A 15820-nucleotide genomic window follows, 5' to 3' on the forward strand; every position below is an offset into this window, starting at 1 on the left:
ACGCGAGACGCGGGAAGTGGAAAGCCGATCACATTTGCTATGGCTGTCTGGTATAACGTTGGAGATATATTCACGGAGGCGATATGAAAACCATTGGCTTGCTGGGCGGCATGAGCTGGGAATCGACCGTGCCTTATTACCGGTTGATAAACGAAGGGGTGAAAGGGCGGCTGGGTGGCCTGCACTCCGCAAAAATCCTTCTTCACAGCGTCGATTTCCATGAAATTGAAGCCTGCCAGGCGAGCGGCGAATGGGACCGGGCAGGGGAGATGCTGGCGCAGGCGGCGCTGGGCCTGCAAAAGGCAGGAGCTGAGGGCATCGTGCTGTGCACCAACACCATGCATAAAGTGGCGCACCATATCGAAACCCGCTGCGCGCTGCCGTTTTTACATATTGCCGGGGCGACGGGCAGCGCCATTCGCGAAGCTGGCCTGCAAACCGTGGCGCTGCTGGGCACGCGCTACACCATGGAGCAGGACTTTTATCGCGGACGGCTCGCCAGCGAGTATGGCATTCACTCGCTTATTCCAGACGACGCGGGGCGGGCGCGCATCAACCAGATTATTTTTGACGAGCTCTGCTGCGGCCAGTTCACCTCTGCTTCAAAAGCGTTTTATCAGCAGGAGATCGCTAAGCTTGCGGCGCAAGGGGCGCAGGGCATTATTTTCGGCTGTACCGAGATAGGCCTTTTGCTGGCGCAGGAAGATTGCCCGCTGCCGGTCTTTGATACTGCCGCTATCCATGCCGCCGCAGCGGTGAAGTTTATGCTGGACGAAGCCTGATCAGTTCGCCAGTAACGCTTCCAGCGGCGTGGTGAAAAGGCCCATCTGCTGTTGCAGGTGGGCGCTGAACGCCTCCACCAGCGCCGAAGCGGGACGGTGCAGCGGACGTATCAGGCTCACCGTAAAAGGCACCGCCACGCTGAAGCGCCGCACCACAACGCCGCTTGCGGCGTAATCCAGCGCGGTAAGCGGATTCACTACCGAGATGCCCACCCCTGCGCGCACCATCGCACAGACGGATGCCGCGCTGTGCGTTTCCAGCACCATCCGCCGTTTCACTTCATGCTCCTGAAACAGCGAGTCGAGCAGCTGGCGATAACTGTCGGTGCGCGAAAGGCTAATGTAGTTTTCTCCTTCGAAATCCTGCGGCGTCAGCACCGTTTTTTTCGCAAGCCGGTGACGGGCGGGCAGCACGCACACTTCGTTTAAGGTCAGCAGCGTCAGGCGTTCCGTGCCTGCGGGGGTGGCGATGTTTTCCGTCAGTCCCAGATCGTGCCGCTGTGCGGAAAGCCATTCTTCGAGCAAAGGCGACTCCTGTGGGACGATATTCAGGCTGACGTCCGGGTAGCGCGTGAGAAAAGGGTTCAGCAGCAGCGGCAGAAAAGATTGCGAAAAAACCGGCAGGCAGGCAATGGAGAGTTCGCCCTGGCGAAATTCGCGCAGGCTTTCGGCGGCGCTGACTATGCGGTCCAGGCCATACCAGGAGCGCTGAACCTCTTCAAACAGCCGCAGCCCCTGTACGGTCGGGTGCAACCTGCCGCGGCTGCGGGTAAAAAGCTCAAGGCCAATCAGCTTTTCAAAACGCGCCAGCTCCCGGCTGACGGTAGGCTGTGAAGTATGCAGCAGCCCGGCCGCTTCGGTCAGATTGCCGGCGGTCATCACCGCATGAAAAATTTCGATATGACGCAACGTAACGCCAGGCATGCTGGTTTCCTTTTATTCATCAGCCAGACCCGCCGCCTGCTGTTATGCCAGGAAAACCGCGAGGTCATTTATCTCTTTTCACAGCATTTCCCCAGGCGAGGAAAAGGACGAGGCGCAAACGCGCTTAACTATATCAGTTTTGCATAGACTCCCGAGAAAACGATATTTTTTCTTCACTTCCCGTTATGGCGTAATGAGGAAAAGCGAATAAGGAGCCAGCTATGCCACGTCCGTTAGACAACACCGAAACCGCACTCAATGCCGCCAACCTCAGCCGCCTGCCCGCACAGTTTGGCTGCCCGGTCTGGGCCTATGACGCGCAGATTATCCGTGAGCGCATTGCGCAGTTGCAGCAGTTCGACGTGGTGCGTTTTGCCCAGAAGGCGTGCTCTAACATTCATATCCTCCGCCTGATGCGCGAGCAGGGCGTGAAGGTTGATTCCGTCTCGCTCGGCGAGATCGAACGCGCGCTGGCGGCGGGTTACGATCCGCAGAACAACCCGGATGACGTGGTTTTTACCGCCGATGTGATTGATGAGGCGACCCTGGCGCGCGTAAGCGAACTGCGCGTTCCGGTGAATGCCGGTTCAGTGGATATGCTGGAGCAACTTGGCGCGGTGTCGCCGGGGCATCGCGTCTGGCTGCGCGTGAACCCGGGTTTCGGCCACGGTCACAGTCAGAAAACCAACACCGGCGGCGAAAACAGCAAGCACGGCATCTGGCACAGCGATCTGCCGCAGGCGCTGGCCGTTATGCAGCGCCATCAGTTGACGCTGGTGGGCATCCATATGCACATCGGCTCCGGCGTGGATTACGGCCACCTCGAACAGGTCTGCGGGGCGATGGTGCGTCAGGTTGTGGAGTTCGGCCAGGATCTGGAGGCTATCTCCGCAGGCGGTGGTCTCTCCATTCCTTATCGCTATGGTGAAGAAGCTATCGACACCGATCACTATTTTGGCCTGTGGAATGCGGCGCGGGAAAAAATCGCCGACCATCTCGGCCATCCGGTGAAGCTTGAGATCGAACCCGGGCGTTTCCTGGTTGCGGAATCTGGCGTGCTGGTGGCGCAGGTGCGTAGCGTGAAGCAGATGGGATCCCGCCATTTTGTGTTGATCGACGCGGGCTTTAACGATCTGATGCGGCCTTCTATGTACGGCAGCTATCATCATATTTCAGCGCTGGCGGCAGACGGGCGCGATCTCAGCAACAGCCCGCTTATCGATACCGTTGTCGCCGGGCCGCTGTGCGAATCGGGCGATGTCTTTACCCAGCAGGAGGGGGGCAAGGTGGAAACCCGCGCGCTGGCGCAGGTCAAGCCTGGCGATTATCTGGTGCTTCACGATACCGGCGCGTACGGAGCCTCGATGTCGTCCAACTACAACAGCCGTCCGCTGCTGCCGGAAGTGCTGTTTGATAATGGCGAGCCGCGGCTGATTCGCCGTCGTCAGACTATCGAAGAGCTGCTGGCGCTCGAATTACTCTGAACCCTGCGGGCCGTCATAGTACGGCCCTTTCGTTACCGAATCGCGCAGCACCAGTTTGCCGGTAAAAGGCGGAATAGGCTCCAGCGGCTCGTCATTGGCGAGCCGGATAGCCTGGTCGATGGCGGTGGTGATCATGTTGTCGATAGGCAAATAGACGGTGGAAAGCCCCGGCTCCAGCCACGCGGCGCTGGGCGCGTCGTCAAAGCCGAACAGCGAAATATCGTCCGGAATGCGAAGCCCCGCCTGGTGCAGCGCCTTCGAGGCGCCGAGCGCCATATCGTCATTGCCTGCGAACAGTGCGGTAAACGTTGCGCCGCTCTGGAGCAATTCCTGACAAAGCGAATAGCCGCTCTGCATTTTTGAATCGCCGTATCTCACCCGCCGCTCGTCCCACGCGATGGCGTGTTTTTCCAGCGCTTTACGGTAACCCGCCAGCCGCGCTTTGCCCGTTGGCGTGTTGATCGGCACCGTAATGCAGCCAATCTCCCGGTGGCCTTGCTGAATGAGGTAATCCACCGCCTGAAACGCGGCGTCCTGCTGTTCGAAGAACACGCAGCGCTCGCGCGCCTGGCTAACGTCGCGGTTAATCACCACCAGCGGCACGCCAATGGCGTCAATCAGCGACATTATCTCTTTTTCGCTCATATGGCGGGTATAAAGCACGATGGCGTCGCACTGGCGGTCGGCCAGCATCTGCACCGCTTCAAGCTCGCGGGCGGGCGTGTCGTGCCCGTCGGTGACAATAAGCTGCTTGCCGTGGGTTTCCGTCTGGCGCGACGCCTGTTGCAGCAGGCGGCCAAAGTAAAAACCGTCGAAAGTGGAGAGCACAAGGCCAATGCTGTTGCTGGTGCGGTGAGCAAGCGATCGGGCGAGAAAATTAGGCCGGTAGCCCAGCTCTTCCATCGCCCGGAACACCTGTTTACGGGTGCTCTCCTTCACCTGCCCGGTGCCGTTCAGCACGCGCGAGACGGTGGCCTTCGAAACGCCCGCACGCAATGAAACATCCAGCATCGTTGCCATTCATTACTCTCCTGTCGCTTATTGCTGTGCAGTTTATCACAGCGCGCCGTTTGTTGAGCGGGGCGGGGCGAGCTTACGCCAATAGCTCCGGCGCGATCACGCTTTCAGGCGGTAATTTTAACCACAGGTAAATACCCTGCTAAAGAAAAGGGAATGTGGTATGCCAAATTCCCTGTGAACCGCCGTTGCGGAATACCAATCATCGGTAGTGCGAGATCGGTCACAGATAATTACCGCGGCGGAATCTATGTTTTGGCATACCAAAAAACGGAAGTTCGCGGTCTCCGTCCACCATAACAATAACCCCTAACTGAGGTCATACCCTATGGCACTACAGGAAAAGCTGATTGACTCGCTGGGCAGTTTCGCCACGAAATTCAACAGCTACCGCTACATTATGGCGATCAAGGCATCGTTTATTACCCTGATGCCGGTGATTATCGTCGGCGCGTTTTCCGTTCTGATTTCCAATATGGTGCTGGATCCGAAAAACGGTCTGGCCAGCTTCCAGGCGCTCTCTTTTCTCGCCGCGCTCAAGCCCATTACCAGCGCCATTAACTACGCGACGCTCAATTTTTTAAATATCGGCGCGGTCTTTCTGATTGGTATTGAGCTTGGCCGGATTAACGGCATTAAAACGCTCTTTCCCGGTCTGCTGGCGGTGATCTGCTTTATCTGCGTCACCCCCACCACGCTTGAGATGATGATCGACGGGCAGATGCATGTGGTGAAGGATGTGCTGGCGCGCCAGTTCTCCGATACCCGCAGCCTGTTCCTCGGCATGTTTATCGCCATTCTTTCCGTTGAGATCTACTGCTGGCTGGAAAGCCGTCCGGGTTTGCGCATCAAAATGCCGGATACCGTGCCGCCTAACGTCTCCGCCTCTTTTTCCGCGCTGATCCCGGCCATTATCACCACCACGGTTATCGCGACCTTCGGCTTTGTCTTCCATCAGTTAACCGGCATGTACCTTTACGATGCGGTTTACCAGGTGGTGCAGCAACCGCTGGAGCGCGTGGTGCAAAGCCTGCCTGGGATCCTGCTGCTGATGTTTGTGGCGCAACTTTTCTGGGTTATCGGCATTCACGGCAACCAGATGATTAAGCCTATCCGCGAGCCGCTGCTGCTTGGCGCGATAACCGTCAACATGAGCGCCTTCGAGCAGGGCAAAGAGGTGCCGAATATCATCACCATGCCGTTCTGGGATGTTTATATGAGCATCGGCGGTTCGGGCCTCACCATTGGTCTGCTGATTGCGGTGATGATCGCCACTAAACGCAAAGAGATGAAAGAGATAGCCAAACTCTCTTTCGGGCCGGGCATCTTTAACATCAACGAGCCGGTGATATTTGGTATGCCGATCATGCTCAACCCGATCCTGGCCATTCCTTTCATCATCACCCCGCTGGTGACCGGCACGATTGGCTATTTCGCCACTGTGATGGGCTTTGCCGGCAAAGCGGTGGTCATGGTGCCCTGGACTACGCCGCCGCTGATCAACGCCTGGCTTTCCACCGCCGGCTCTATGGGCGCCGTAGTAACGCAGCTGGTCTGTATCCTGGTTTCAATCCTGATTTATCTGCCGTTTGTGAAAGTGGCTTCCCGTCGCGCCGAGCAGGCGCAGTTGCAGGCCGCCAACCCGGAAATGGCCAAAAACGCGTGAGGACAGCATGAGTCAAAAAAGCATTACTATTCCGCAGGACTTTATTCTGGGCGCGGCCTCGTCCGCCTGGCAGACCGAAGGCTGGAGCGGCAAGAAAGAAGGCCAGGATTCCTATATGGATATATGGTACAAAAACGACCGCCACGTCTGGCACGACGGCTACGGCCCGGCTGTCGCCACCGATCTCTATAACCGCTACCGGGAAGAGGTGGCGCTGATGAAGCAGGCGGGGCTGACGCACTACCGCACCTCCATCAACTGGTCGCGCTTTTTTACCGATTATGAAAACGGCGTGGTGGACGAAGAGTACGCCCGCTATTACGACAATTTTATCGATGAGATCGTGGCGGCTGGCATTGAGCCGATGATCTGTCTTGAGCATTACGAACTGCCCGCTTATCTGTTTGAAAATTATGGCGGCTGGGCGTCAAAGAAAGTAGTAGAGCTGTTTGTGCTTTATGCCGAAAAGGTCTTTGAACGCTACCACCAGAAAGTGTCGCGCTGGTTTACCTTCAACGAACCTGTTGTAGTGCAAACGCGCGTTTATCTGGACGCGCTGCGCTGGCCTTATGAGCAGAACACCTCCACCTGGATGCAGTGGAACCACCATAAAAACCTCGCCACGGCCAAAGTGGTGAAACTGTTTCGCGAAAAAGGCTACAAGGGCAGCGTGGGGGCTATCCTGAACCCGGAAGTCACCTACCCGCGCTCCAGCGCGCCGCATGACGTAAAAGCGGCGGAAATCTACGATCTCTTCTATAACCGCGTGTTCCTCGACCCGATGGTCAAGGGCAGCTATCCGCAGGCGCTGGTGGCGCTGCTGGAGCAGCACGGCGTGCAATGGGATTACACCGCTGACGAGCTGGCGCTCATTCGCGATAACACCGTCGATGAGCTTGGCATCAATCTCTATTACCCGCATCGGGTGAAAGCGCCGTCGCGCGCCTGGAACCCGCAAACGCCGTTTCACCCGGCCTATTACTACGAAGCGTTCGAACTGCCGGGCCGGCGTATGAATAAATCCCGTGGCTGGGAAATCTATCCGCGCATCATTTTCGATATGGCGATGCGCATTAAAAACGATTACCGCAACATTCCCTGGTTTATCGCCGAAAGCGGCATGGGCATTGAGAACGAAGGGCAGTTCCGCGACGCCGAAGGGGTGATTCAGGATGACTACCGCATCGGTTTTATCAGCGAGCATCTTTACCAGACGCTGCTTGCCCGCGAAGCGGGAGCAAACTGCCAGGGCTACATGCTCTGGGCCTTTACCGACAACGTTTCGCCAATGAATGCGTTCAAAAACCGCTACGGGCTGATTGAAATCGACCTGCAAAACAACCGGGCGCGGCGCGCGAAGAAATCAGCCAGCTGGTACAAAGCGCTTCGCGAAACCCGCACCCTTAACCTGAATATTGATGACGAGTGGAAATAAGGAGCGATCATGAAACGTATCGTATTGTGCTGTTCAGCAGGCATGTCCACCTCGCTTGTGGTGACGAAAATGGAGAAGGCGGCGGCGGAGCGGGGGCTTGAATACCACATTTACGCCATCCCGGAACAAAACCTGCGCGATGAACTGCAAAGCCACGGCGCAGAAATTCAGGCGGTATTGCTGGGGCCGCAGGTGCGCTTCAAGCTTGCCGAGAACAAAAAGCTGACCGATGAACACCACATCCCTATCGATGTTATCGATACGATGGCTTATGGCACCTTAAACGGCGCGAAAGTTCTCGATCAGGCGCTGAGTCTGGTAATCTAGTGCGCGTTTTTTCCGCTTTTCAGGCGGAAAAGCTTCTCAGGCTCAATTCAGTACACAGGTGATATCGTGGATAAGGTGGCTGTTCCGCCCGAAAAAAAGCAGTACCAGGAGATTGGTGAGGACCTCAGGGAGCAGATAATCCAGGGCCACTATCCTGTCGGTTCGCGGCTGCCACCAGAGCGAAATATCGCAGAGAAATATGGCGTTAGCCGCACCATTGTGCGCGAGGCGCTGTTAATGCTGGAGTTGCAGGGCACGGTGGATATCCGCCAGGGCTCCGGCGTCTACGTGATGCGCATCCCCACCGAAAACGAGACTGAGGAAGAGCGCTTTTTTAACAGCGATATCGGGCCGTTTGAGATGCTTCAGGCGCGCCAGTTGCTGGAGAGCAATATCGCCGCGTTTGCGGCGAAAATGGCTACCAAAGCCGATATCGATAACCTTAAGCGCATTCTGGAGCAGGAACAGCGCGCCATCGCCATGAACGACAGCAGCCAGGATAACTATAAGCTGTTTCACCTGGTGCTGGCGGGCGCTTCGCAAAACCAGATGTTGCTCGCTACGGTCGAGAGCATCTGGCGTCATATGGACAGCAGCCCGCTCTGGCAACAGCTGCACGCCCATATTGAAAGCCGCAGCTACCGGTTGAAGTGGCTTGGCGAACACCAGACTATTCTTGCCGCCCTGCGCCGCCGCGATGTCATGGGCGCCTGGCAGGCGATGTGGCAGCATCTTGAAAACACCAAAAACAGCCTGCTGGAGCTGTCGGATGCCGATGCGCCCGATTTCGACGGCTACCTGTTTGAATCCGTACCCATTTTTCAGGGCAAAATGCAGTGATTATCCAGCCGCTTTATGAAGCCCCGCAGCATGCGGAGCGCGTTACCGACTGGCTCTGGCAGGCGTTCGGCCCCGCCCAGCCGCGCGACTTTTTCGCCAGTATCGTCGACCACAGCCAGAAGCCAGGCGCGCTGCCGCTGACCTTTATCGCCGTCGAAGGGGAAACCTTGCTGGGAACCGTTGGGCTGTGGCGCTGCGATTTAATCAGCCGCCAGGATCTCTTTCCATGGCTCGCCGCGCTTTATATTGATGAATCGCAGCGCGGCAAGGGGCTTGGCGGAATGTTGCAGGAAACGGTTATTGGTTATGCCCGCCAGTTAGGCTTTGGCGAGCTTTATCTTTATTCCGCCTGCAAAGACTATTATGAACGCTCCGGCTGGCAGTATATCGGCGACGGGCTGGAGTACCCCGATAAGTCTGTTCATCTTTATCGCTACGGGCTTTGATTCTCCGGCGGCGCGCCGACCGAGTGGCGCCTTACCAGCGTTGGGCTGAAGAGGTGGGTGACTTCCGGCGGCGTGCGGTTATCGGCCAGCGCCAGCGCCAGTTCCGCCGCCTGGGTCGCCATTGTCACTATCGGATAGCGGATAGTAGTAAGCCTTGGCCGCACGTAGCGTGAAACCAGCACATCATCAAAGCCAATAAGCGATATCTCTTTCGGCACGTCTACGCCGTTGTCGTTTAACACGCCCATTGCGCCCGCGGCCATTGAGTCGTTATAGCAGGCCACGGCGGTAAACTGTTTACCTCGTCCCAGCAGTTCGGTCATCGCCTGCTCGCCGCCGCTCTCGTCCGGCTCGCCAAAACTCACCAGCCTTTCATTGCAGGGCAAACCATGCTCCTTCAGCGCGTCGTAATAGCCTTGCAGCCTGTCTTCAGCGTCGGAGATCGCATGGTTTGAACAGAGATAGCCGATACGGGTATGGCCTTGCTGAATAAGATGGCGCGTGGCAAGCCAGGCGCCGTACCGGTCGTCGAGCGCCACGCAGCGGCGCTCAAAGCCAGGCAGGATGCGGTTAATCAACACCATACCTGGAATTTGCTTCATCAGCGGGGCGAGTTCTTCATCCGGGATCATCTTGGCGTGCACAACCAGCGCGGCGCAGCGGTGGCGAATAAGCTGTTCTATTGCCTGCCGCTCTTTGAGTTCGTTGTGATAACCGTTGCCGATAAGCAGAAAATTGTTGGTGTTATAGGCGACCTGTTCCACCGCTTTCGCCATCGCGCCGAAAAAAGGGTCGGAGACGTCGCTGACCACAAGGCCTACCGTTTCGGTATTTTGCTGGGCAAGCGCGCGGGCGTTGGCGTTGGGGTGATAATTGAGCGTTTCCATCGCTTCTGTCACCGCCTGACGCGATGCGTCGCTGGCTTTAGGGGAATCGTTAATGACGCGAGACACGGTGGCGACAGAGACTCCCGCAAGCCGCGCAACATCCTTAATAGTCGCCATAAAACACCTTCTGCATGGGTAAACGTTTACACACCGTTAAGTGTTACGGAAAAGGCGCATCACTTCAAGCAAGTGCCCTTAAACATGCCTGTATTTTGTGGGCGGTATCCAAAAGCTGAGTGTAATCGTTACATGGCACGCCGTTTTGTCATGTGTAACTGAAAAACGGGCAATAATGTCAAACAAAACCTTTGGTTACACTTTGCGATGCGCTGTTGCGATTGCCGTGTAGCGGCGGGTAAACCGCTGCTGCTAGATTTGAGATCCCAGAGGTATTGATAGGTGGAGTCAGTTAACTGCTGACCACAAGCATTACACCAACCTGCGCGGATGCGCAGGTTTTTTTTTGCCTGCGGTTTTGCGACTTTGCGATTCGGGCGATGCCCAAGTGAACATAACCAGAAGTATTGCCAGGTGGAGTCAGTTAACTTCTGACCACAAGCATTACACCCGGCCTTCGCGGATGCGCAGGTTTTTTTTTGCCTGCGATTTTGCGATTCGGGCGATGCCCGGGTGAAGATAACCAGAAGTATTGCCAGGTGGAGTCAGTTAACTGCTGACCACAAGCATTACACCAGGCCTTCGCGGATGCGCAGGTTTTTTTTGCCTGCGATTTTGCGATCTTGCGATTCAGGCGATGCCCGGGTGAAGATAACCAGAAGTATTGCCAGGTGGAGCCAGTTAACTGCTGACCACAAGCATTACACCATGCCTTCGCGGATGCGCAGATTTTTTTTGCCTGCGATTCAGGGCGATGCCAGGGTGAAGATAACCACAAGCATGACACCAGGCCTTCGCGGATGCGCAGGTTTTCTGCTTCTCCTACCAAACCCCCTATTTTTGCATTCTGAATCTTTCTTCCAGATCCGGACGTCGCGCCCCCTGTGTGTTCTTCAGCTGTCGCTCACGCTCGACAACTCGTGTAATCTGCCGCGACTATACTTCATCGTTGATAACTGAAGACAAAGGGAGTTGAGATGCTTCTTGGATTTTTCCGCAGCCTCTTTCGCATACTGTTCCGCGTACAGCTTCACGGCGACATTCGGGCATTGAGCCAGCCGCGCGTGCTGATTACGCCGAACCACGTCTCTTTTATGGACGGGGTGCTGCTCGCGCTTTTCTTACCGGTGCGCCCGGTGTTTGCGGTCTATACCTCTATCAGCAACCAGTGGTATATGCGCGCCCTGACGTCGTTTATCGATTTTGTGCCGCTGGATCCGACAAAACCGATGTCTGTTAAGCAGCTGGTGCGGTTAATCGGCCAGGGCAGGCCGGTCGTGATTTTCCCGGAAGGGCGTATCTCGGTCAGCGGCTCGCTGATGAAAATTTATGACGGCGCGGGCTTCGTCGCCGCGAAATCAGGCGCGACAGTGGTGCCGATGCGTATCGAAGGCGCGGAGCTTACCTTTACCAGCCGTCTGAAAGGGCTGGTGAAGCGCCGCCTCTTCCCGGCAATCGATCTGCATATCCTGCCGCCGACGACCATTCCGATGCCGGATGCGCCGCGCGCCCGCGACCGCCGTCGTCTGGCGGGCGAAATGCTGCACCAGATCATGATGGAAGCGCGAATGGCGGTGCGCCCGCGCGAAACGCTGTTTGAAGCGCTGCTTTCGGCGGCGCATCGCTACGGCGAGGGCAAAAATTGCGTCGAAGATATTAACTTCAAGCCAGACACTTACCGCAGCCTGCTCAAGAAAACGCTTTTTGTCGGCCGGATTCTGGATAAGTACAGCAAGCCTGGCGAAACCATCGGCCTGATGCTGCCGAATGCCGGCATCAGCGCCGCCGTGATTTTCGGCGCCTCTATGCGCGCCCGCATTCCGGCAATGATGAACTACACCGCCGGGGTGAAAGGGCTGAACAGCGCCATTACGGCTGCGCAGATCAACACCATTTTTACCTCCCGCCAGTTTATTGAAAAAGGCAAGCTCGGCCATTTGATCGAGCAGATCGACTCGGTTCGCTGGGTATTCCTGGAAGATCTGCGCGGTGAAATCACCACCGCCGATAAACTCTGGATTTTCGGCCACCTGCTGGCGCCGCGTCTGGCGCAAGTGGCGCAGCAGCCGGAAGACGCCGCGATGGTGCTTTTCACGTCCGGCTCGGAAGGCAACCCGAAAGGGGTGGTGCACAGCCATAAAAGTTTGCTGGCGAACGTTGAGCAAATCCGCACTATTGCCGACTTCACCGCGCGCGACCGCTTTATGTCGGCGCTGCCTCTGTTTCACTCTTTTGGTTTAACGGTAGGGCTGTTCACGCCGCTCTTAACCGGTGCGGAAGTCTTTCTCTACCCCAGCCCCCTTCATTACCGCGTTGTGCCTGAACTGGTTTATGACCGCAACTGCACCGTGCTGTTCGGCACGTCCACTTTCCTTGGTCACTATGCCCGCTTTGCGCATCCGTACGACTTCTACCGCGTGCGCTATGTAGTGGCTGGCGCGGAGAAATTGCAGGAGAGCACAAAGCAAATCTGGCAGGACAAATTCGGCCTGCGCATTCTGGAAGGTTACGGCGTGACCGAATGCGCGCCGGTGGTGTCCATCAACGTGCCGATGGCGGCGAAGCCTGGCACCGTGGGCCGCATTTTGCCGGCTATGGACGCGCGTTTACTGGCAGTGCCGGGCATTGAGCAAGGCGGACGTCTGCAACTGAAAGGCCCGAACGTGATGAAAGGCTACCTGCGCGTGGAAAAACCGGGTGTGCTGGAGGAGCCGACGGCGGAAAACGCCAGCGGTGAAAGCGAGAAAGGCTGGTACGACACCGGTGATATCGTCACCTTCGACGAACAGGGCTATGTGGTGATTCAGGGACGCGCCAAACGCTTCGCGAAGATCGCTGGCGAAATGGTTTCGCTTGAGATGGTGGAACAGCTGGCGCTGGCGGTGTCGCCGGAAAAAATGCACGCCACCGCTATCAAGAGCGATGCCGCTAAAGGCGAGGCGCTGGTGCTGTTTACAACCGACAGCGAACTCACGCGCGAAACACTCCAGCAGCAGGCACGGGCGCACGGCGTGCCGGAGCTGGCGGTGCCGCGCGATATTCGTTACCTCAAGCAACTGCCGGTGCTGGGCAGCGGCAAGCCCGATTTCGTCACCCTGAAATCAATGGTCGACCAGGAAGAACAGACGCATGCATGACGCCCAACTTTCTCCGTCGCTCTTTTCCCGCGGCATGCTGGCGGTTATCGCCGCGCAATTTTTATCCGCCTTTGGCGATAACGCGCTGCTTTTCGCCACGCTCGCCGTGCTGAAAGCGCAGGTCTATCCGGACTGGAGCCAGCCGGTGCTACAAATGGTGTTCGTCGCCGCCTATATTCTTTTCGCGCCGTTTGTCGGCCAGGTGGCCGACAGCTTCGCCAAGGGACGCGTCATGATGGTGGCGAACAGCCTGAAACTTATTGGCGCGGCAGCCATCGGCTTCGGCTTTAACCCCTTTATTGGCTATACGCTGGTGGGGATTGGCGCGGCGGCTTATTCGCCTGCCAAATACGGCATTCTCGGCGAACTGACTACCGGCGACCGGTTAGTAAAAGCCAACGGCCTGATGGAGTCATCCACCATTGCCGCAATCCTTGTCGGCTCGGTGGCGGGCGGCGTGCTGGCAGACTGGCATATCGGCGCAGCGCTTGCGGTGTGTGCGCTGGTTTACGCAGGGGCGGTAGTCGCCAACCTGTTTATTCCCAAACTGGCGCCGGCGCGTCCGGGGCAATCCTGGCATTTTGCGCTGATGACCCGCAGCTTCTTTAACGCCTGCCGGGTGCTATGGAAAAACGATGAAACGCGTTTTTCGCTGGTCGGCACCAGCCTGTTCTGGGGCGCTGGCGTTACGCTGCGCTTTCTGCTGGTGCTGTGGGTGCCGGTCGCGCTTGGCATTACCGATAACGCGACGCCCACCTACCTTAATGCGATGGTGGCGATTGGCATTGTGCTTGGCGCAGGCGCGGCGGCGAAACTGGTTACCCTGGAAACCGTCGCGCGCTGCATGCCGGCAGGGATCCTGATCGGCCTCGCGGTTATCGCGTTCGCGCTCCAGCAGGCGTTGTTGCCCGCTTATCTGCTGCTGATGCTGATTGGTATTTTCGGCGGCTTTTTCGTGGTGCCGCTTAATGCTCTGTTGCAGGAACGCGGCAAGCGCTCAGTGGGAGCGGGCAATGCGATAGCGGTGCAAAATCTTGGCGAGAACACGGCCATGCTGCTGATGCTGGGCCTTTACTCTCTGGCGGTAAAAGCTGGCGCGCCGGTGGTGGGCATTGGCGTCGGCTTCGGCGCTATCTTCGCGCTGGCTATTGCTGGCCTCTGGATCTGGCGGCGTAAGCAATAAAAAAAGACCCGCTTCGGCGGGTCTTTTTGTCTTAAGAGCAAGGGCTTTTGCAGGGCGGTTAAGCGCCGCGCTTACGGCGCCGGGTAGGTATATACCTGATGCACCGCTTCCAGCTCCGCCAGCACCTCTTCGCTCAATTCCAGATGCAGGCTTTCCACATTGGTTTTCAGCTGTTCAAGCGAGGTGGCGCCAAGCAGCGTGCTGGCGACAAAAGGCTGACGGCGAACGAAGGCCAGCGCCATCTGCGCCGGGTCAAGCCCGTGGCGCCTGGCGATCTCCACATAGGCTGCCACCGCTTTTTGCGACTGTTCACCGCTGTAGCGCGTAAAGCGGCTAAACAGCGTATTGCGCGCGCCCGCAGGCTTCGCGCCATTAAGATATTTGCCGGTGAGCGTGCCGAAGGCGAGACAGGAATACGCGAGCAGTTCAACGCCTTCAAACTGGCTCACTTCCGCCAGGCCCACTTCAAAGCTGCGGTTGAGCAGGCTATAGGGGTTCTGGATCGTCACGATTCGCGGCAGATCGTGCTTTTCCGCCAGATGCAGGTAGCGCATTACGCCCCAGGCGGTTTCATTGGAAACGCCGATATAGCGGATCTTCCCGGCGCGCTGGTACTCGGTTAACGCTTCCAGCGTTTCCAGGATCGTTACGGCAGGCGCGCTCTCTGTCCAGCTGTAACCCAGCTTGCCAAAGCAGTTAGTGGCGCGCTGCGGCCAGTGCACCTGATAAAGGTCAAGATAGTCGGTTTGCAGGCGCTTAAGGCTTTCATCCAGCGCGACACGGATATTTTTACGGTCCAGCGCCTGGTTCTGACGAATGCCGCTGTCGTTGTTCCGACTCGGACCGCTGACTTTAGACGCGATAATCAGCTTTTCGCGATTGCCGCGCTTTTTTAGCCAGTTGCCGACGTAGGTTTCGGTCAGGCCCTGGGTTTCGGGGCGCGGCGGGACCGGGTACATTTCCGCCACGTCGATGAGGTTGATTCCCTGGCTTACCGCGTAGTCAAGCTGCTCATGCGCCTCGGCTTCGCTGTTTTGCTCACCAAAGGTCATGGTGCCCAGTCCCAGTGTGCTTATCTCAAGTGAGCTATGAGGGATACGGTGATAATGCATAGCCGGCTTCCTTATTCTTCAGACTGCGTCAGGCACTTCCCGACAAAGGAATATAAACATGGCAGAGGGGGGACGAAAGGGGAAGAGGAGGCCGCACAAAAAACGAAAAGGCCAGTGAGTCAGCTGGCCTTTTATACTTTAACGTTCAATGATTTGTGAAATCTGATCGCGGTTGATTTGCTGTTCATTGCCCTGCGGATCGCGGTAGCTTACCAGGCCCGTATCATCGTCAACTTCCGGTTTGCCGTCGGTGAGGATCATACGCCCATCTTTTGTCGCCATAACATAGTCGCTGCTACAGCCGGAAACCGCAAAAGCCAGACCCACAGCGGAAATTACCACAGCCCATTTATTCATCGTTATTCGCCTCGTATGGATTGGGAATGATTAACTAACTCATTCTAGTAAAAACCAGCGAAGCGCGACAAAAAAGCAGCCAATTCTTAAAGAGAAATAAAAAACG

General features: G+C 57.0%; 14 protein-coding genes. 9 read left to right on the forward strand and 5 right to left on the reverse strand.

The annotated features are described in order from the left end of the window. Positions 1–83 precede the first annotated feature (83 nt). Entirely contained in the window at positions 84–782 is a 699-nt protein-coding gene (locus DW56_RS07120) for an aspartate/glutamate racemase (RefSeq protein WP_024551498.1), read from the forward strand. Here the strand turns inward: DW56_RS07120 and DW56_RS07125 are convergent, their stop codons facing one another. Next, positions 783–1706, reverse strand: a complete 924-nt coding sequence (locus DW56_RS07125) for a LysR family transcriptional regulator (protein WP_024551497.1) — start codon at positions 1704–1706, stop codon at positions 783–785. It abuts the gene before it with no gap. A gap of 221 nt (positions 1707–1927) precedes the next feature. Between DW56_RS07125 and lysA the strand changes: the two genes are divergently transcribed. Beyond that, positions 1928–3190, forward strand: coding sequence for a diaminopimelate decarboxylase (gene lysA, locus DW56_RS07130; RefSeq protein ID WP_024562097.1), 1263 nt, complete (start codon positions 1928–1930; stop codon positions 3188–3190). Here the strand turns inward: lysA and DW56_RS07135 are convergent. Beyond that, complete coding sequence (locus DW56_RS07135; protein ID WP_024553289.1) at positions 3182–4210, reverse strand: LacI family DNA-binding transcriptional regulator; 1029 nt, start codon at positions 4208–4210, stop codon at positions 3182–3184. The two genes, lysA and DW56_RS07135, sit on opposite strands and share 9 nt — an antisense overlap. 325 nt (positions 4211–4535) lie before the next feature. On the opposite strand from DW56_RS07135, the gene DW56_RS07140 reads away from it, so the two are divergent. The 5 genes from DW56_RS07140 (at position 4536) to DW56_RS07160 (ending at position 8921) form a co-directional block, all read left to right on the forward strand. Next, entirely contained in the window at positions 4536–5873 is a 1338-nt protein-coding gene (locus DW56_RS07140) for a PTS sugar transporter subunit IIC (protein WP_024553288.1), read from the forward strand. 7 nt (positions 5874–5880) lie between these two features. Then, positions 5881–7308: a glycoside hydrolase family 1 protein gene (locus tag DW56_RS07145; RefSeq protein WP_024553287.1), complete on the forward strand. Its 1428-nt coding sequence runs from the start codon at positions 5881–5883 to the stop codon at positions 7306–7308. Positions 7309–7317: 9 nt separating this feature from the next. Next, positions 7318–7635: a PTS sugar transporter subunit IIB gene (locus DW56_RS07150; RefSeq protein ID WP_024553286.1), complete on the forward strand. Its 318-nt coding sequence runs from the start codon at positions 7318–7320 to the stop codon at positions 7633–7635. Positions 7636–7701: 66 nt separating this feature from the next. Continuing rightward, positions 7702–8475, forward strand: coding sequence for an FCD domain-containing protein (locus DW56_RS07155; protein ID WP_024553285.1), 774 nt, complete (start codon positions 7702–7704; stop codon positions 8473–8475). Continuing rightward, positions 8472–8921 (forward strand): GNAT family N-acetyltransferase, encoded by a 450-nt coding sequence (locus tag DW56_RS07160; RefSeq protein ID WP_024553284.1) that lies wholly within the window; start codon positions 8472–8474, stop codon positions 8919–8921. The genes DW56_RS07155 and DW56_RS07160 overlap by 4 nt, the downstream gene beginning before the upstream one ends. Here DW56_RS07160 and galR read toward each other — a convergent pair. Beyond that, positions 8909–9925: an HTH-type transcriptional regulator GalR gene (gene galR / locus DW56_RS07165; protein ID WP_024553283.1), complete on the reverse strand. Its 1017-nt coding sequence runs from the start codon at positions 9923–9925 to the stop codon at positions 8909–8911. The two genes, DW56_RS07160 and galR, sit on opposite strands and share 13 nt — an antisense overlap. 977 nt (positions 9926–10902) lie before the next feature. Between galR and aas the strand changes: the two genes are divergently transcribed. Then, complete coding sequence (aas, locus tag DW56_RS07170; RefSeq protein ID WP_024553282.1) at positions 10903–13062, forward strand: bifunctional acyl-ACP--phospholipid O-acyltransferase/long-chain-fatty-acid--ACP ligase; 2160 nt, start codon at positions 10903–10905, stop codon at positions 13060–13062. After that, positions 13055–14245 carry a lysophospholipid transporter LplT gene (lplT, locus tag DW56_RS07175; protein ID WP_024553281.1) on the forward strand — a complete coding sequence of 397 codons (1191 nt, stop codon included), beginning with the start codon at positions 13055–13057 and terminating at the stop codon, positions 14243–14245. The genes aas and lplT overlap by 8 nt, the downstream gene beginning before the upstream one ends. A 71-nt stretch (positions 14246–14316) precedes the next feature. On the opposite strand, the gene DW56_RS07180 is transcribed toward lplT, so the two are convergent. Beyond that, on the reverse strand, positions 14317–15357 hold the full coding sequence (locus DW56_RS07180; protein ID WP_024553280.1) for an NADP(H)-dependent aldo-keto reductase: 1041 nt from the start codon (positions 15355–15357) through the stop codon (positions 14317–14319). Positions 15358–15495: 138 nt separating this feature from the next. Then, the gene (locus tag DW56_RS07185) at positions 15496–15714 is read right to left on the reverse strand and encodes a YgdI/YgdR family lipoprotein (protein ID WP_024553279.1); all 219 of its coding nucleotides are present in this window, start codon (positions 15712–15714) and stop codon (positions 15496–15498) included. Positions 15715–15820: the final 106 nt, after the last annotated feature.

Source organism: Franconibacter helveticus LMG 23732 (assembly GCF_000463115.2).
Lineage (GTDB): Bacteria > Pseudomonadota > Gammaproteobacteria > Enterobacterales > Enterobacteriaceae > Franconibacter > Franconibacter helveticus.

What these genes read in the sequence shown, in the direction of transcription:
- DW56_RS07120 (WP_024551498.1), top strand. Translation starts at nt 84, where the DNA reads ATGAAAACCATTGGCTTGCTGGGCGGCATGAGCTGGGAATCGACCGTG.
- DW56_RS07125 (WP_024551497.1), bottom strand. Translation starts at nt 1,706, where the DNA reads ATGCCTGGCGTTACGTTGCGTCATATCGAAATTTTTCATGCGGTGATG.
- lysA (WP_024562097.1), top strand. Translation starts at nt 1,928, where the DNA reads ATGCCACGTCCGTTAGACAACACCGAAACCGCACTCAATGCCGCCAAC.
- DW56_RS07135 (WP_024553289.1), bottom strand. Translation starts at nt 4,210, where the DNA reads ATGGCAACGATGCTGGATGTTTCATTGCGTGCGGGCGTTTCGAAGGCC.
- DW56_RS07140 (WP_024553288.1), top strand. Translation starts at nt 4,536, where the DNA reads ATGGCACTACAGGAAAAGCTGATTGACTCGCTGGGCAGTTTCGCCACG.
- DW56_RS07145 (WP_024553287.1), top strand. Translation starts at nt 5,881, where the DNA reads ATGAGTCAAAAAAGCATTACTATTCCGCAGGACTTTATTCTGGGCGCG.
- DW56_RS07150 (WP_024553286.1), top strand. Translation starts at nt 7,318, where the DNA reads ATGAAACGTATCGTATTGTGCTGTTCAGCAGGCATGTCCACCTCGCTT.
- galR (WP_024553283.1), bottom strand. Translation starts at nt 9,925, where the DNA reads ATGGCGACTATTAAGGATGTTGCGCGGCTTGCGGGAGTCTCTGTCGCC.
- aas (WP_024553282.1), top strand. Translation starts at nt 10,903, where the DNA reads ATGCTTCTTGGATTTTTCCGCAGCCTCTTTCGCATACTGTTCCGCGTA.
- lplT (WP_024553281.1), top strand. Translation starts at nt 13,055, where the DNA reads ATGCATGACGCCCAACTTTCTCCGTCGCTCTTTTCCCGCGGCATGCTG.
- DW56_RS07180 (WP_024553280.1), bottom strand. Translation starts at nt 15,357, where the DNA reads ATGCATTATCACCGTATCCCTCATAGCTCACTTGAGATAAGCACACTG.
- DW56_RS07185 (WP_024553279.1), bottom strand. Translation starts at nt 15,714, where the DNA reads ATGAATAAATGGGCTGTGGTAATTTCCGCTGTGGGTCTGGCTTTTGCG.